General features: G+C 63.5%; 11 protein-coding genes and 3 tRNA genes. 11 read left to right on the top strand and 3 right to left on the bottom strand.

Annotated features, from left to right (window positions below; translation table 11 throughout):
* Positions 1-163: 163 nt before the first annotated feature.
* Both tilS and JQN68_RS06230 read right to left on the bottom strand, forming a co-directional pair.
* Positions 164-1,531, bottom strand: a complete 1,368-nt coding sequence (gene tilS, locus JQN68_RS06235) for a tRNA lysidine(34) synthetase TilS (RefSeq protein WP_225071945.1) — start codon at positions 1,529-1,531, stop codon at positions 164-166.
* A gap of 81 nt (positions 1,532-1,612) precedes the next feature.
* A tRNA-Met gene (locus JQN68_RS06230) sits at positions 1,613-1,689 on the bottom strand.
* A gap of 256 nt (positions 1,690-1,945) precedes the next feature.
* Between JQN68_RS06230 and JQN68_RS06225 the strand changes: the two genes are divergently transcribed.
* Positions 1,946-2,296, top strand: coding sequence for a cupin domain-containing protein (locus JQN68_RS06225; RefSeq protein ID WP_225071944.1), 351 nt, complete (start codon positions 1,946-1,948; stop codon positions 2,294-2,296).
* Between the two features lie 16 nt (positions 2,297-2,312).
* Here the strand turns inward: JQN68_RS06225 and JQN68_RS06220 are convergent, their stop codons facing one another.
* Positions 2,313-3,296: a serine/threonine protein kinase gene (locus JQN68_RS06220; protein WP_225071943.1), complete on the bottom strand. Its 984-nt coding sequence runs from the start codon at positions 3,294-3,296 to the stop codon at positions 2,313-2,315.
* A 225-nt stretch (positions 3,297-3,521) separates the two neighbouring features.
* On the opposite strand from JQN68_RS06220, the gene JQN68_RS06215 reads away from it, so the two are divergent.
* The 10 genes from JQN68_RS06215 to JQN68_RS06170 all read left to right on the top strand — a co-directional run bounded on the left by JQN68_RS06215 (position 3,522) and on the right by JQN68_RS06170 (position 17,092).
* Complete coding sequence (locus JQN68_RS06215) at positions 3,522-4,811, top strand: NCS2 family permease (RefSeq protein ID WP_225071942.1); 1,290 nt, start codon at positions 3,522-3,524, stop codon at positions 4,809-4,811.
* A gap of 99 nt (positions 4,812-4,910) precedes the next feature.
* Positions 4,911-4,986, top strand: a tRNA-Ala gene (locus tag JQN68_RS06210).
* Positions 4,987-5,149: 163 nt separating this feature from the next.
* Positions 5,150-5,884 carry an ABC transporter ATP-binding protein gene (locus JQN68_RS06205; protein ID WP_225071941.1) on the top strand — a complete coding sequence of 245 codons (735 nt, stop codon included), beginning with the start codon at positions 5,150-5,152 and terminating at the stop codon, positions 5,882-5,884.
* Complete coding sequence (locus tag JQN68_RS06200; protein ID WP_225071940.1) at positions 5,881-8,244, top strand: ABC transporter permease; 2,364 nt, start codon at positions 5,881-5,883, stop codon at positions 8,242-8,244. Before JQN68_RS06205 ends, JQN68_RS06200 begins: the two co-directional genes overlap by 4 nt.
* A gap of 289 nt (positions 8,245-8,533) precedes the next feature.
* Complete coding sequence (locus tag JQN68_RS06195) at positions 8,534-9,736, top strand: efflux RND transporter periplasmic adaptor subunit (RefSeq protein WP_225071939.1); 1,203 nt, start codon at positions 8,534-8,536, stop codon at positions 9,734-9,736.
* A gap of 264 nt (positions 9,737-10,000) precedes the next feature.
* Complete coding sequence (locus JQN68_RS06190; protein WP_225071938.1) at positions 10,001-13,885, top strand: EAL domain-containing protein; 3,885 nt, start codon at positions 10,001-10,003, stop codon at positions 13,883-13,885.
* Between the two features lie 119 nt (positions 13,886-14,004).
* A complete protein-coding gene (locus JQN68_RS06185) occupies positions 14,005-15,366 on the top strand; it encodes an anthranilate synthase component I family protein (protein ID WP_225071937.1) in 1,362 nt (453 codons plus the stop codon).
* Entirely contained in the window at positions 15,363-16,196 is an 834-nt protein-coding gene (locus tag JQN68_RS06180) for an aminotransferase class IV (protein WP_225071936.1), read from the top strand. The genes JQN68_RS06185 and JQN68_RS06180 overlap by 4 nt, the downstream gene beginning before the upstream one ends.
* Before the next feature lie 37 nt (positions 16,197-16,233).
* Positions 16,234-16,319: transfer RNA gene (locus tag JQN68_RS06175), tRNA-Leu, on the top strand.
* Between the two features lie 275 nt (positions 16,320-16,594).
* On the top strand, positions 16,595-17,092 hold the full coding sequence (locus JQN68_RS06170; RefSeq protein WP_502799350.1) for a DUF7713 domain-containing protein: 498 nt from the start codon (positions 16,595-16,597) through the stop codon (positions 17,090-17,092).
* The last annotated feature ends 26 nt before the right edge of the window (positions 17,093-17,118 follow it).

The raw sequence follows: 17,118 nt of genomic DNA, 5'->3' as shown, positions 1-17,118 counted from the left end.
TCCGAAAACAGACGGTTTGTCTCGTCTACGAGTTCCGAGTTGTCATAATGTACCGCGGATTTTCTGGTCCGCCCCGTAATGGTTCCGACGGCCGGAAAAACATCGGATAAATACGGTGAAGTTCTATCACAATCCTCTTATTTTAACAAGTATGGAGTCCTCCTCAGGCAGCTCCGCCGCCATCCGACTGCAGGGACAGATGCAGGACGGCCCGGCCGGGGATGGCACGGCGACCGGCGCAGCGGCGCAGCCCCGCCAGCCACAGGATTTCGTCGGCGACCACCAGCGGCAGACGGTAGCGGACTTCCCGAGCCAGTTTGGCGTCGATAAAAAAGTCCTTGAGTTTTTTCCCCCCCGGAGCCCCGTCGGGCCGAAAGCGGTCACCGGGGCGAAAACTGCGTACCTGCAGGGGAAAGGGCACCGCCGCGGCTTCGAATTCCACCCGACCTGCGTCCTCGCCCCACGGATGATGGGAGAGCGCGACCTCCAGCAGCCTGCCGTCCGGTAGGGGGTAGCGGCCCGGCCCGGCAATAACGACACAGAACGGCTCCGGTTCCGGCGGCGGCGCGCGACGCAGCCACAGACGCTGATAGCGGCGCCCGGCCCAGGCTTCCGGCAGGTTCAACTCCCCTTCCGGACGCTCGCCGACCAGTAACTGCTCCAAGGCATCCAGATGACAGGCCTGCACCCCCCGCAGGTGGCCGCGCACCCCCTCCAGGGCGCGTCGCAGCACTCGGCTGCGCAGGGCCGGATGCAGGGCCAGCAGGGCCGGCCGCTCCAACCACCAGCCATCAGCGTCCATCCTGGCCAGGCACTGCAACTGCCGTTGCTCCTCCTCGGCCCAGAAATCCTCCTCGAGGGTCAGTCGCCGGCCGAGGCGGGCCAGGTGTTCGGCAATGCGGGGATTGAAGCTCTGCAATTGCGGCAACAGCTGATGCCGGATGCGGTTGCGGGTGTAAGACGGATCCCGGTTGCTGGCATCCTCCACAAAAGGCAGTTCCTCGGCGGCCAGGTAGTCCAGAATCGCCTGGCGCGAAACCTCGAGCAGGGGCCGGATGAAGGGGCCGGACCGCAGACGCATGCCCGCCAGGCCGCTGCTGCCGCAGCCCCGCAGCAGCCGCTGCAGCACCGTCTCGGCCTGGTCGTCGCGATGATGGCCCAGAGCGATGGCGGCACAATCCAGCCGTTGCGCGGCGGCCTGCAAAAATGCCCGCCGCTGGTCGCGGGCGGTTTCTTCCAGCCCGCGGCGGTGCCGGCAGGCCAGGGCCGGGATATCTCGCCGCTCCACCACCAGGGGCACCCGCCAGTCGTCGCAAAGGCGCCGGACAAAGGCGGCATCGTCCGCGCTCTCCCGCCGCATGCCGTGGTCCAGGTGCGCCGCCGATACCCTCAGGCGCAAAACCGGCGCCACCTGCAGCAACAGGTGCAACAGGGCCATGGAATCGGGGCCGCCGGACAACCCGACCAAAATCCCCTCGCCTGGCTGCACCAGGCAATCCCTTTGCAGAGTACGAAGCAACTTTGCACGCATGAACCGTCCCGGGCGCGGCGGACGAAAAATCCGCCGCAACGCGAAAACCCCCTCTGGCGGCCAGAGGGGGTTTCTTTAAATTGGTGGCGGTGCAGAGATTCGAACTCCGGACACTGCGGATATGAGCCGCATGCTCTAACCAACTGAGCTACACCGCCTTGTTCTTGCTGTCATTTTTGGTCACTCCCCGTCGGGAGAGCCACTATATAAAACAAAGCGGCAAAGCTTGTCAAGGGCTAAACCTGCGAGGGGCATTTTTTCGTCCTCGATGTTTCAATCCTGCTGTACAGGCCCACGGCGGCAAACCGTCGTTTTTTGATCCTCCTCAAGGCCGGGTCCTGGGATTGCAGGCAAAATGGCCTAAAATGAATGGCAAGGCCGGTTCATCCTCTCATTCCCGCAAAGGAGCACACCATGCATTCCGCCACCCCGGAAGCCTTCCCCGCCGCCACCGTCTTGTCCCTGCAGGCACTGGTCGACTACCAACCCGGCGCCGTGGTCAGCCGCACCCTGGCCAAGAGCACCATCGGCACCCTGACCCTGTTCAGCTTCGCCGCCGGGCAGGGCCTGTCCGAGCATTCGGCCCCCTATGACGCTTTCGTCCAGGTGCTCGACGGCCGGGCGGAAATTCGCATCGGCGGCCAGAGCCATCTGCTGGGCGCCGGCGACATCATCCTCATGCCAAAGGATATCCCCCATGCCGTGGCAGCAGTGGAAAACTTCAAGATGCTGCTGACCATGTTCAAAACCCCGACCGAGGGGTAAGGTCAAGCTCCGCTCCTCAAACCTGTAACGGCGACTCACGGAGGGCCGCGATCTGCTCGCGCAACTCCAGAATGTGGTCCCCCCAGTAGCGCGGCGTGTTGAACCAGGGAAAACTCGGCGGAAACGCCGGGTCTTCCCAGCGCTGTGCCAACCAGGCCGTAAAGTGCACGATGCGCAGGCTGCGCAAGGCTTCGATAAGCGCCAACTCGCGCAGGTCGAATTCGTTGAATTCCGTGTAGCCATCGAGGATTTCCGTCAGTTGGACGGTTTTGGCGGCCCGATCGCCCGACAGCATCATCCAGAGGTCCTGCACCGCGGGCGCCATGCGTGCATCGTCAAAGTCGACAAAGTGGGGCGCACCGTCGCGCCACAGCATGTTGCCGGCGTGGCAGTCGCCATGGGTGCGGATATAACGCACCTGACCCGTGCGCGCCAGCACGTCCTCGATGCCCTGCAGCAGTTCCCGGGCCAGGACGTCGTAGTTGCTCTTGAACTCCGCCGGCACAAACCGCTCGCTGACCTCCGCCACGGCCTCATGGCCGAAACTGCGACAATCCAGACGCGGTCGAACGTCGAAGGGCCGCACCGCACCGACCCGGTGAATCCGCCCCATGAGGCGGCCCAGAATCAGCAGATTCCGCAGATTGTCCAATTCCGGAGCATGCCCGCCCTGGCGCGGATAGAGAGCGAACCTGAAGCCGCCGAAGGCAAACAGGCTCTCGCCCCGCTCATTCCGCAACGGGGCAACGACCGGCAGCTCGTGCTCCGCCAGTTCAAAACAGAACCCATGTTCCTCGAGAATCTGGGCGTCGCTCCACCGACCGGGACGATAAAACTTGGCCACCAGGGGCGCCCCCTCTTCGATGCCGACCTGATAAACCCGGTTCTCGTAGCTGTTCAGGCCCAGAGTGCGGCAATCGCACCGATATCCCCGACTTTCCACGGCGTCCATGACAAAAGCGGGGGACAGGCGCTGAAAGGGATGCGGGTCCATGGTCATTTCCACTCTCCTCGGTGCCAACCAGTAAAAAAAACCGGCAGAGCCGGATCGAAAGGGTCAATGTAACAGGAACACCCGGACAGCTCAACCGGCAAGACCGGAAGAATGGTTTTTTCAATACATGCACTTTCAAACCAGGGCACGCAGGGCTCATTGCGCCCAACCTCATGAACATGCTACAAAACTTCCACTGAGCCGGGATCAAACTCACGGGAGGTCGAAACCATGTTGGAAAAAATATTTCTACTGCGCCGGAACGGTACCACCGTACGCACGGAAATCATTGCCGGGATCACCACCTTTCTGGCCGGGGCCTATATAATTTTCGTCCATCCTCGCATGTTGGCCGATGCCGGCATGGATCTCGGCGCCCTGACCACTGTTACCTGCCTGGTGGCGGCCCTCGCAACCCTGCTGGTCGGCCTGTGGGCCAATGCGCCGCTGATGATGGCTCCCGGCATGGGACTGAACGCCTTTTTCGCCTACACTCTGGTCCTCGGCCAGGGCTTGTCCTGGCAAACCGCCTTGGGCGTGGTGTTTCTATCCGGCCTGTTTTTTCTGCTGTTGACCTGGCTGGGAGTGCGCGAACGACTGCTGCGGGCAATCCCAACGTCCCTGCAACTGGCCACGGCCGGGGGTATCGGCCTTTTTATTGCCTTTATCGGCCTGCAGCATCTCGGCCTGGTGGTCCGCAACGAAGCCGTGCTGGTACAATTCGGCACCCTTTCGCCGCAGGCCGTCCTCGGCTTGGCCGGATTGCTGCTGGCGGCGCTGCTGGAGGTGCGCCGAGTGCGCGGCGCGCTGCTCATCGCCATCCTCACCGTTAGCGGGTTCGGCCTGGTCGGCGGACTGGTCGCTCTGCCCAAGGCGATGCTCGCCCTGCCCCCCTCCCCGGCACCCATAGCCTTTCAGCTCGACATACTTGGCGCCCTCAAATGGTCCCTGTGGCCGGCCATCTTTACCTTCATGTTCATGGACCTGTTCGACAGCCTCGGCACTCTGCTGGCGGTCTGCCACGAAGCCGACATGGTTCAGGAGGACGGCGACATACCGCGCCTGCCGCGCATGTTGACCGCCGATGCCCTGGCAACGGTGAGCGGCGCCATACTGGGAACCAGCACCACCACCGCCTTCATCGAATCGGCCAGCGGCGTCGCCGACGGCGGCCGCACCGGCCTGACCAGCGTGACCACCGCCGGATTGTTCCTGTTGGCGGCTTTCTTTGCGCCCCTGATCGCCGTGGTGCCCCCCTTTGCCACTGCTCCGGCCCTGATCATGGTCGGCGCGGTGATGATGCGGGGCATCGGCCGCATCGATTTCAGCAAATTCGAGGAGGGGCTCCCGGCTTTTCTGACCCTGCTCCTCATGCCCCTCACCTATTCCATTTCCACCGGCCTGGCCTTCGGCTTTTTATCCTACACCCTGATCCAGATCGGGATCGGCCGGTTCCACCGGATTCACCCCCTGATGCTGGCCGCAGCGGCTTTGTCCCTGGTCAGCCTGACCCTGACCTGATCCGACAGCCCCGGAGTGCCGCCCGAACCGCGCCCGCTGCCGATAAAAAAACCTGTTGACAGCCGACCGCGGCTTTTGTTATAAACTGGCCCACGACACGGGGCTATAGCTCAGCTGGGAGAGCGCTTGAATGGCATTCAAGAGGTCAGCGGTTCGATCCCGCTTAGCTCCACCAAGAATTCAAGGGTCAGCGATTTTTCGCTGACCCTTTTTTCGTTCTGCCCTACCTCCTCCCCTTCGTCTGCAAACCCGCATCTTCGTTGACATCCGCCGACATCCAGCTGTTATAGTAGGCATGGGCAAATATTTGTTTATCCACGGCGAAGACAGGACCTGGCATGGCGTCTTCTTCCCGCACAGCGGACGACACCGAAATCGTGTTTCGCGCCCAGGCCCTCACCAAGGTCTACCGCATGGGCGAGGTGGAGGTCCATGCCCTGCGCGGCATCGATCTGGAACTGCCGCGCGGTGAGTTCGTGGTGCTGCTGGGTCCCTCCGGCAGCGGAAAATCGACCCTCCTCAATATCCTGGGCGGCCTCGACACCCCCACCAGCGGCCAGGTCATCTGCGGCGGCCGCAACCTGGTGGCAGCCGGAGAACGGGAACTGACGGAATTTCGTCGGCACCTGGTCGGTTTCGTATTCCAGTTTTACAATCTCATCCCCAGCCTGACGGCCCGTGAAAACGTCGCCATCGTCACGGAAATCGCCCGCGATCCCATGCCTCCCGAGGATGCCCTGACCCTGGTCGGCCTGGCGGAACGCCTGGACCACTTTCCATCCCAACTGTCCGGCGGCGAACAGCAGCGGGTGGCCATCGCCCGGGCCATCGCCAAGCGGCCGGCGGTGCTGCTGTGCGACGAACCGACGGGCGCCCTCGATTCCCAAACCGGCGTGGTGGTGCTGGAGGTCCTGGAGCGCATCAACCGTGAGTTCGGCACCACCACCGTGGTCATCACCCACAACGCCGACATCGCCCGCATGGCCGACCGGGTGATTCATCTCGGTGACGGCCGCATCAGCACCATCGAGCGCAACCCGGACAAACGGCCGGCCCGGGAGTTGTCCTGGTGACGGCCCTGCACCGCAAGGTCTGGCGGGAGCTTTGGCAACTGCGCAGCCAGGCCCTGGCCATCGCCGTGGTCATCGCCGGCGGCGTGGCGACCCTGCTCATGTCCCTGTCCACTTTGGAGGCCCTGCAGCAGACCCGCCGGGCCTTTTATCGCGACTACCGCTTTACCGAGGTCTTTGCCGAACTGAAACGGGCGCCGGAGGAGCTGGGCGCCGCCCTGGCCGCCCTGCCCGGCGTCCAGCAGTTGGAGACGCGGGTGGTGGCGGCCGCGCGTCTGGAAATACCCGACTTCACCGACCCCGCCACCGGGTTGCTGATTTCCCTGCCAGACGGCCGCAACCCGGAACTCAACCGTCTGTTCCTGCGCCGCGGCCGCCTGCCCGCCGCGGACCGCGACCGGGAGGTGGTGATCAGCGAATCCTTTGCCGAAGCCCACCACCTGCAACCCGGCGACGGCCTGGCGGCGGTCATCAACGGTCGCCGACAGCGACTGACGGTGACCGGCATCGCTCTGAGCCCCGAGCATGTCTATCAGATCAAACCCGGGGATCTGTTTCCCGATGCCAAGCGTTACGGCATCCTGTGGCTGAACCGCTCCCCCCTGGCGGCCGCCTACGACATGGACGGCGCCTTCAACAGCGTCGTACTGACCCTGGCCCGCGATGCCCGGGAGGGGGATGTGATCGCGGCGCTGGACCGGCTGTTGGCGCCTTACGGCGGCACCGGAGCCATCGGCCGCGCCGACCAGGTGTCCCACAGCTATCTGGAAGCGGAATTTCAGCAGCTCGAAACCATGGCCAGGGTCTTTCCGACCATCTTTCTCGGCGTGGCCGCTTTTTTGCTGCATGTCGTCCTGGCCCGCCTCATCGCCACCCAAAGGGAGCAGATTGCCATTCTCAAGGCCTTCGGCTACAGTCGTTTTCAGGTCAGCCTGCATTACACCCAACTGGTGCTGCTCATGACCGGCCTCGGCCTGGCCCTGGGCGCGGTCGGCGGGTTCTGGCTGGGCCGGGTGCTGTCCGAACTGTATGCGGATTTTTTCCGGTTTCCATGGCTGGATTACCGCCTGTTGCCGAGTCATCTCGCCCTCGGCAGCCTGATCACCATCGGCGCCGCCCTGCTCGGCACCTTCGGCGCCCTGCGCCAGGCCTATCGCCTGCCGCCGGCGGAGGCCATGCGGCCGGAGCCGCCGGCCCGCTACCGGCCGACCCTGGTGGAACGACTGGGCCTGCAGCGCCACCTGGCTCAACCGAGCCGCATGATCCTGCGGCACCTGGAACGACGGCCGGTGAAATCCCTGCTGGCGATCCTGGGCATTGCCTTTGCCTGCGGCATCCTCATGGTCGGCAACTTCCAGCAGGGCGCCGTGCGGCACATGCTGGCGGTCCAGTTCGACCTGGCGCAGCGCTATGACCTGGCGGTCACCTTCACCGAACCAACCTCCCGCCGGGTGCTGCACGAACTGGCGGCCCTGCCGGGAGTACAGGCGGTGGAACCGCAACGCCAGGCACCGGTGCTGCTGCGTCACGGCCATCGCACCTTCCGCACCGGTCTGCAGGGACTGGTGCGCGGCGGCGATCTGCGGCGGGTGCTGGATGAGCAATTCGAAGTCCTCGATCCGCCTCGCCAAGGCCTGGTCCTGACCGATTTCCTGGCGGAATTGCTGGCCGTCCAGCCGGGCGACACCCTCAGCGTCGAGGTGCTGGAAGGCCGGCGCCGGCGCACCTCGGTGGTGGTGGAAGGGCTGGTCCGGGAATATGTCGGGGTCGGCGCCTACATGGATATCGAGGCCCTGAACCGGCTGCTCGGCGAAGGGCCGGCGGTGACCGGCGCCCTGCTGGCCCTGGATCCGGAACAACGTCCGGCGGTGGTGGCCGCCCTCAACCGCAGCCCGCGGGTGGCCGGCATCACCGATCGCCTGGCGGCGATCCTCAGTTTTGACGAAACCATGGCCCGCACCGTGCTGACCTTCGCTTTCATCAGCACCCTGCTGGCGGGCAGCATCGCTTTCGGGGTGGTCTACAACAGCGCCCGCATCGCCCTTTCGGAACGCAGCCGCGAACTGGCCAGCCTGCGGGTGCTGGGTTTCAGTCGCGCCGAGATCAGCTATATCCTGCTGGGCGAGTTGGCCTTGCTGACGGCCCTCGGCATCCCCTGCGGCTTTCTCGTCGGACGCGGCCTGTGCTGGTATCTGACCGTGGGCCTGCGCTCCGACTTTTACCGCGTGCCCCTGGTGCTGGAATCATCCACCTACGCCTTTGCCGCCGTGGTGGTCATGGCCTCGGCCCTGCTGTCGGGCTGGATCGTGCGGCGCCGACTGCACCGCCTGGATCTGGTTGCCGTGTTGAAGACCCGCGAATAGCCGCGGGTGTTTTGCATGTCAAACCGGGGAAACGGAATTACCTGCTTGATTTGTTTATGTCTAAAATTTATTGGGACATGCCATGTTGTCAGTGAAACGACACCGGAACAGTTGTCGTTGTCGGAATCGCTGTCGTTTCCTTCGGTAACTACCGAGTACGAGTACGAGTACGAGAACGAGTACGAGTACGAGAACGAGTACGATTGCGAGTACGACAAGGGTAATGGCGACCATCTGCTGGTTCTACAACCAGTTATTTTTCCTTCAATCCGCCAAACGGGAGGATGTCATGAAATGGCGCAAAACCCTGCTGCGGCTATTGCTGGCACTGGGCCTGATCGCTCTGCTGGCACTGGGCTTTCGCCCCCGGCCGCAACTCGTGGACGGAGCCATGGTCAGCCGGGGACCCATGGCCCGCACCATCGAGGAGGAGGGCAAAACCCGGGTCGCCCAGCGCTATCTGATTTCCGCGCCTCTGGCCGGGCAGGTGCGCCGCATCCAACTGGAGGCCGGTGACGAGGTGGCGGCGGGACAGGTGGTGGCGGTGCTGGATGCGGTTGCCGCGCCGACTCTCGATGCCCGCCGGATTGCGGAAGCCCGGGCCCGGGTGGCCGCCGCCGATGCGGCCCTGGCCGCGGCCCGCAAGGAGGCCGAAGCGGCCGCCGCCGCAGCCCGCTATGCCAGTGCCGAAGAAAACCGCCGTCGGGAACTCGGCCGGGCCGGCTATCTCTCGGCCAGCGAAGTGGAATCCATCCGTGCTGAAGCCGCGCGTAGCCGCGCCCTGCAGCGGGCCGCGGACTATCGGGTCCAGACTTTGCGTCACGAGTTGGAGGCCGCCCGCACTGCCCTGGCCTACGCCGGCCGTCAGGATCCCCGGGCCAGCGGCCGGATTGAACTGCGGGCGCCCGTCGCAGGGAGGGTTCTGAAGCGCTATTTCGAAAGCAGCCAGGTGGTGGAGGCCGGCATGCCCATCCTGGAACTCGGCGACCCGGCCAGTCTGGAGGTGGAGGTGGATGTGCTATCCGCCGACGCCGTGCGCCTGCGCCCCGGCATGCCGGTACAGTTCGAGCGGTGGGGCGAATCGGAGCCCCTGCAGGGCCGGGTGCGGCGCATCGAACCGGGCGGCTTCACCAAAATTTCCGCCCTCGGCGTCGAGGAGCAGCGGGTGCTGGTCATCGTCGATTTCTCCTCCCCCGCCGCCGATTGGCAGCGCCTCGGCGATGCCTACCGGGTCAACGCCCGCTTCATCCTCTGGGCGGCGGACGAGGTGCTGCGGGTTCCGACCAGCGCCCTGTTCCGGCATCGGCAGGGCTGGGCGGCCTTCGTCGTCGAGAATCGCCGGGCGCGCCTGCGCCCGGTGAGAATCGGCCAACAGGGGGGCGCCTTCAGCGAGGTTCGGGATGGTCTGGCGGAAGGAAGTAGGGTCATCGTTCACCCCGGCCGGGATCTGGCCGACGGCGATCGGGTAAGTTTGCGGCGGCCGCCGGAATGAAAACGCCCCAAAGCAGCTCACTTGGCACGCAATTCGCTTGTTCATCACGATGGCAAGGGAAAAAAGTTTAAGATTATATGGAATTTGCATTGAATAATTTTTTGACACGAACAAAATATCATGAATTTTTTTCTTAAAAAGCTGGATCTTCAGACATGGTCGCTTATACTGTTGTTACCCGAACCTCGACGCTCCAGGCCAGAAAGCCAGCAGGCAAGTACTTAAAATTATAAGCACTTTTGTCTCTAATCGCGGGTTATCGGCATGTCCCCTGCCAATCGAAAAATCACCCTGGCCGTCTGGCTGTACTTTCTGGCCGGCAGTTGTTGGATCCTGACCACCGACTTTCTCCTCCAGCAGACCCGTCCCGATTCCGTCTGGGCGGTCAGCTGGCAATCGGGGAAAGGGCTGATTTTCGTGGCCGGCACATCCATTTTCCTGTTTCTCATCTTGCGCAGCGTGGTGGCCCGGGTCGCCACCGACCTTACCCTGGAACATGCCGCCACCTTGGGCGATGCTACCGATGCGACACCGAATCCCATCCCTCCGCCCGGCTTGAAAACTCCCCTGACCATCTTCCTGGTGCTGGCCGTCACCCTGGTGATGACCGGAGTTCTGGTCCATTCCCGCTTCGCCGAGACCATCCGCGCTGCCTCCCTGCAGAATTTGGAGCAGATGAATGAACAGGCGTTGCAGCAGATGGAATCCTGGCGTCGCGAACGCCTGGGCGATGCGGCAACCATCACCGCGGATGCCGCCTTTCTGGGCGAGATTCAGAACTGGCTGGCAGCCCGGGGCAACAATCCGCCGCCGGAATCCGTCACCTCCCGCCTGCAAGCCCTGCATAGCGCCTTCGGCTATCATGCCATCCTGCTCTGCGACCTCGATGGCAGCATGGTGCTTGCGCCCGCAGGGCAGATGGCTTGCACCTTACCCGGCAGCCTCCTCACCATGGCCTTGCAAGCCGGCCGGCCCCTCTGGTCCGGAATCCACCAGTCGCGCCCCGACCATCCGCAGGTACTGGACCTCGTCATTCCCCTGCCGGTCCCAAAGGGGCCGCCGACCGCCTTTTTCGCCACCCTGGTGTTGCGTTCCGAAGCAACCATGGCCCTGGCTCCTTCCCTAAAGGACGGATCCCATCCTGCTTCGTCAGCCGAAACTCTGCTTCTGCAGGTGGATGCGAACCACATGAGCCAAACGCTGTCGCTGCGCCATCCCGGCGCCAAGGTGCAACCCCTCCGCCTGGCCGGCATGGAACCCCGGCAACTGCTCGATATGCTGCCGGCCGGCGGCCACCGTACCGTCAGCGGCAGGGACCATCGCGGCACCCCCGTAGTAGCCGCCCTAAGTACCGTGCCCGGAACGGACAACTGGCTGCTCATCGCCAAGATCGATCAAGCCGAAATTGACGGCTCCCTGCAGCGCCTGACCTTCATATCAGGCAGTTTCACCCTGTTTCTGCTCAGCATCGCCGCCGGCGGCATCCTGTTGTGGTGGCGTCAGCAGCAGGCCGGTCTGGCTTTTGAAAAACTGCATGCACAAATCCAGCGGCAAATGTTGCGCAAGCATTTCGAGTTCATTGTCCGTTTCGGCAACGACATCATCTGGCTGCTCGATGAACAGGGCCGTATCGTCGAGGCCAATGACCAGGCCCTGGCTGCCTACGGCTATGCCCGGGAGCAGCTCATTGGCCGCGACATCCGCGATCTGCGCGCCCCCGGCCACCGGGACGATTTCGACTACCTGCAGGGCGACGCGACCGACGAAGGGGTGCTCTTCGAAACCTGGCACCAGCGCGCCGACGGCAGCGTCTTTCCGGTGGAAGTCAGCAGCCGCCGGGTGGCAGCGGAGGGCAGCCGGTGGATTCAAAGCATCGTTCGGGACATTACCGAGCGCCACGAAGCCCAGGAAAAAATCCAGCGCCTGACCCGCCTCTACAACGTTCTCAGTCAGACCAACCAGGCCATTGTCCGCCTGCCGGACCGCCAGACCCTGTTCGAGGAAATCTGCCGGGTGGGGGTCGAGGTGGGCAGGCTGCGCATGGCCATGATCACGGAAGTGGACCCGGCAACGGGCCTTCTGCGGCCGACGGCCTTTCGCGGCCCCGACGCCTCCTTCCCCGACAGCCTGCCCTGGCGGCAGATGGCCGATATCCCCCCCATGAGTCCTACGGCCCTGGTGCTGCAGCAGCAGCGACCGGTGATCTGCAACGACCTTCACAACGACGCCATGAACTGGCAGCGACGCGATATTCCGAAGCGCTACGGATTTCAATCGGCCGCCGTTTTTCCCCTGTTTCTGGAAGGACAACTGGCCGGCACCCTCAACCTCTATGCCGGCGAAACCGGCTTTTTCGAAAGCGATCTGACGGCAGTGCTGGAGGAAATGGCGGTGGACATCTCCTTCGCCCTCGACAACTACGAGCGGGAAACGGCGCGCCATCGCGCCGAAGAGACCCTGCGGAAAACCGCCAACACCCTGCAGGCCCTCTACCAAGCCAGCCCGTTGCCGGTTCTGACCATGGATCTGGCGGGCTGCGTGACCTTCTGGAACCCGGCGGCCGAAGGGCTGTTCGGATGGACCGCGGAAGAAGTCCTCGGTCAGCCCCTGCCGACGGTGCCCATGGAGTTCAAGGAGGAGTTCTTCAGCTTCATCGCCCGGGGCAGCCGTGGGGAAGCTCTGTCCGGACTCGAGGTCCAGCGCCAGCGACGCGACGGCAGCCGCCTCGATCTGCTGCTGTTTTCCGCGCCCCTGCTCGACGACCAGCAACAGGTTACCGGCATCATGGCCCTGCTCATGGACATCACGGAGCAGAAAAAGGCCCGCCAACACATCATCCACCTGGCCCACTACGATCAGCTGACCGGTCTGGCGAACCGGACCCTGCTGCGGCAGCGGTTCGACCAGGAAGCCGCCCATGCCCAGCGCGAAGGCCGTCAGATGGCCCTGTGCCTGCTCGATATCGATCAGTTCAAGCTGGTCAACGACGCCCTCGGCCACCCTCTGGGGGACAAGCTGTTGTGCCAGGTCGCCCGCCGCCTGGAAAACCAATTGCGCCGCATCGACCTGGTCTGCCGTCCGGGCGGAGATGAATTCCTGCTGCTGCTGACGGATCTCGATCAGCCGCAAAACTGCGCCCGCGTCGCCCAGAAGATTCTCGGCTGCCTGGGCGCGTCCTTCTCCCTGGATGGCCACACCTTCCGCATCTCGGCCAGCATGGGCATCAGCCTCTATCCCGGCGACGGCATCGACATCGATACCCTGTTCAAGAATGCCGATACGGCCATGTACGCGGCGAAACAGAAGGGCCGCAATTCCTTTCTGTTCTTCCAGGAAGACATGAACCGGAAAATCCAGCATCGCCTGCTCATCGAGAGCAGTCTGCGCAGCGCCCTGGGCGGCCCCAACCTGTTCCTGCACTATCAACCGCAGCTGGATACCGTCAGCGGACGCGTTCTCGGGGCTGAAGCCCTGTTGCGTTTCCGCCACCCGCGTCTGGGTCTGGTGCCGCCCGACGAATTCATCCCCATCGCCGAGGAGTCGGGCCTCATCGTGCCCATGGGCTACTGGCTGCTGGGCGAGGCCTGCCGCCAGTTGCGGTCCTGGCATAACCAGGGTCTGCGCCATCTGACCATGGCCGTCAACCTGTCCGTGGTACAGGTTCTGGAGGAGGACTTCGTCGAACGCCTGGCGGCCATAATGCTGCAGCACGGCATCGACCCCGGGCAGATGACCCTGGAACTGACGGAAAGCATCTTCATGGAAGAAGACAGCCGCATCGCCCGCACCCTGACCAACCTGAAAACCCTGGGGGTCCACCTGTCCCTGGACGATTTCGGCACCGGCTATTCCAGCCTCAGCTATCTGAAGCGCTACGCGGTGGATGAAATCAAGATCGACCGGGCCTTTGTCCGGGATGTCTGCAGCGACCCCAGTGATGCCGCCATCGTCCGCGCGACCCTGCAGATGGCCCACAGCCTCGGTCTGGTGGTGGTGGCGGAAGGGGTGGAAACGGTTGATCAATTGGAGTTTCTGCAACAGTTTCGTTGCGACCATTACCAGGGCTTCCTGTTCAGCAAGCCGCTGCCCGGGGAAGACTTTTTCCCGCAGCTCCAGTCCCGCGGCGCCTTTCCCGACCTGATCGCCTGAAACCCGGGGGCGCGCCGGATTTTCCTTGTCTGTCCGCAGCCAAGGGGTTATTCTGCCCAGCCACGGACAGCGATGGCGGTTTTTTCTCGGCGGCTTCGGCGGCGTTTCAGGTTGCTTCAATGGTCTGTCAGCAACACCGTTTCCCACTCGATGATTTTGACGCCCTGCGGGTGCATCGACAGCTCTGCCCGGACGGCCCCGGTTTCCTGGAGAGCCCGGCGCCCAACCCGCGCCTGGGGCGGTACAGCATCGTACCCCTGCGCCGCCGGGAATCCTACCGCCTCGACGGCCAGGGCCTGGCATGCCTGACCGCAAATGGCGAAACCCTCCTGCCGGGCGATCCCTTTACCGCCTTGGAACGGATCCTGGCCCAGCGCCACTGTCGTCCCCGGCTCCGGGACTGCCCCTTTCCAGGCGGTTTTTTCGGCTTTTTCAGCTACGACTTGGCGGGCCGCATCGAGCAGCTCCCGCGGCGCGCCCGACGCGATCGGCCGGTGCCGGATCTGTGGCTGGACTGGGTCGACCTGACGGCGGTCTACGATCACCAACAGCGCCTTTTGACCCTGTCCTCCCTCGACACCGGCGACGACCTGCTCGTTTGGGAGCAGGAGATCCGCGACGCCCTGCGCTGCCCCCTGCGGGAGGAGCCGGGCTCCTCCCCGCCCCCCACGGCCATGGTCGCCCCCGAGCAGTTCCGGGCCATGATCGAACAGGCCCAAGACTATATCGCCGCCGGCCACATCTACCAGGCCAACCTGTCGGTGCGCTTCGACACCGCCACCACCCTGTCGTCCACGGAACTCTACCGCCGCCTGCGGCACATCAATCCCAGCCCCTTCGGCGGCCTGCTGCGCAGCCCCGGACTGGACATCATCTCCGCCTCGCCGGAACGCCTGTTCTCCCTGCGCGGCCGCACGGCGGAAACCCGGCCCATCGCCGGCACCCGGCCGCGTGGCTACCACCCGGCCGAAGATCGGGCTCTGGGCGAGGAACTCCTCGGCCATCCCAAGGAACGGGCCGAGCACATCATGCTGCTGGATCTGGAGCGTAACGATCTGGGCAAGGTCTGCCGCACCGGCAGCGTCGAGGTGGACGAATTCATGGTGCTGGAGCGTTATTCCCACGTCACCCACATCGTCTCCAATGTGCGCGGCGAGCTGCGCGACGGCATCGGCCCCTTCGCCCTGCTGCGCGCCATGTTTCCCGGCGGCACCATCACCGGCGTGCCGAAAAAGCGCTGCATGGAGATCATCGACGAACTCGAACCCGTCGGCCGCGGCACCTACACGGGCAGCGCCGGCTACCTCAGCGTCACCGGCGAGGTGGATCTCAACATCCTGATCCGAACCTTCCAGCGTTTTGCCGACGGCCTGACCTACCAGACCGGTGCCGGCATCGTCGCCGATTCCGTCCCGGAGCGCGAATGGCAGGAATGCCTGGCCAAGGGCCAAGCCCTGCGCCAGGCCCTGGAGAGGCCATGATCGTCAATCTGGACGGCGCCTTCATGGCCCTGGAGCAGGCCTGTCTGCCGGTTGGCGACGGCGCCCTGCTGTTCGGCGACAGCCTGTTCGAAACCCTGAAAGCCTACGACCGCAAGATTTGCTTCATCGAGGAACATCTCGACCGTCTGACCCTTTCCGCACGCTTGCTGGATTTTCCCGCCAACCGGGCCCGCCTGCACCAGGCCCTGCTGGAAACCGCCGAACGGCTGCCATGGCCGGTCAGTCGCCTGCGCCTGACCCTGACCCGGGGCGAGATGGCCGGGTTCGAACCCTGTTCCGAAACCGGCCGCTTCGTCATCACCGCCGTTCCCTACCGGGAACCGGGCGCTGCCGAGCACCAAACCGGGGCCGCCTGCCTGTGGGCGCCCAACCAACGGGTCAATCCTCTTTCCCATCTGCCGCAAATGAAGCGGGGCAACTATGCCGACTGCCTCTACGCCGCCCAATATGCCCGCCGCCTCGGCGCCCGCGAGGCCCTGTTCCGCACTCCGGCAGGAGAGGTGCTGGAGGGCGCCACCAGTAACCTGTTCATCGTCCGGGACGGTCGCCTGCTGACGCCCCCGGCCGGCGATCTGGTCCTGGCCGGCGTCCTGCGCCGCCAAACCCTGCAGGCCGCCGCCGAGCTTGGCCTGCCCACCCTGGAAGCAGCCATCACCGAAACCGACCTGCTGACCTCCGACGAAGCCTTCCTCAGCAACGCCCTTATCGACCTGCTGCCGGTGGCGGCCGTGGCCGGCCAAGCTCTGCGGCGCGGCCCCTGGGCGGAACGCCTGCGCAGACATATTCGCCAAAATGCAAAAGCTCCTTGACCGAAGCCGCACATCCCACTATAATCCCATCCACTTCGCCGAAGTGATGGAATTGGTAGACATGACGGTCTCAAAAACCGTTGCCCTCCGGGCGTGCCGGTTCGACTCCGGCCTTCGGCACCAAACAGAAAAAACAAGGGGTTACGCTGCAAAGCGTAGCCCCTTTGGTTTTTCAATTAACGGTTTTTTTGTGTATCTTCTCAGGTCTTTTAGTTAAATTTCAATGAGTTGCCTTGCTCTGACCTCTAAACAGACCGCGGAAAAATGGAGGGGGTTTGGATGTGTGAAACCAGACGCCCACAGAGCTGGTAGGGCGAAAATTCTTGCTCTTTTATGCTATATAGTTTCGGTCAAAATGCCAGCCCCATAGAAATGAACCACGACGAGAGTTGCACCTGATGCCCAAACCAAGCAAACGCCTAAAAAAGCCATTCTTTGCCGATCTGAGCGAAGTCATCATCACCCGCAACGGCGAATATGCAGATATCACCTATCGAGATCCGACGGTTGGCGGGATCAGCCTCAAGATAGGTCCCGACATCATTCTAATGAGTGACCAGGAGATCCTTGACCGGCAGCATGAAGTCCTGCTGGCCATGAAACAGGCGGTCGCCAATTACAAGCACGAGGCGGTTGAAATTCCCCTTGGCAAACCTCAGGTGGAATATTCTGAGCGCTGCGATCAGTGGGTGCCGCGCGGGGATGTCCTCCGGTGCGTCATCCATGACGAAGAGGGACGCAGAGCGGTCATTGAAATAGACGACAAGGAGTTCACCCTGGAGGAGTTCGGCACCATGCTCACAACCTTTTCAGGCTGGGGAATGCGGATTGTCTTCGTGCCGGAGGATGAACTGACAAAGCAACCTGATATCGTCATCAAAGATCCGACAGACTGATCATACTTAATTTGCCTGAAACCTAT

It is taken from the genome of Desulfuromonas sp. CSMB_57, assembly GCF_020194955.2.
Lineage (GTDB): Bacteria > Desulfobacterota > Desulfuromonadia > Desulfuromonadales > Syntrophotaleaceae > JAFCIY02.
Note: the sequence above shows the minus strand (reverse complement) of the source record. Positions and strands in the feature narration are given on the sequence as shown.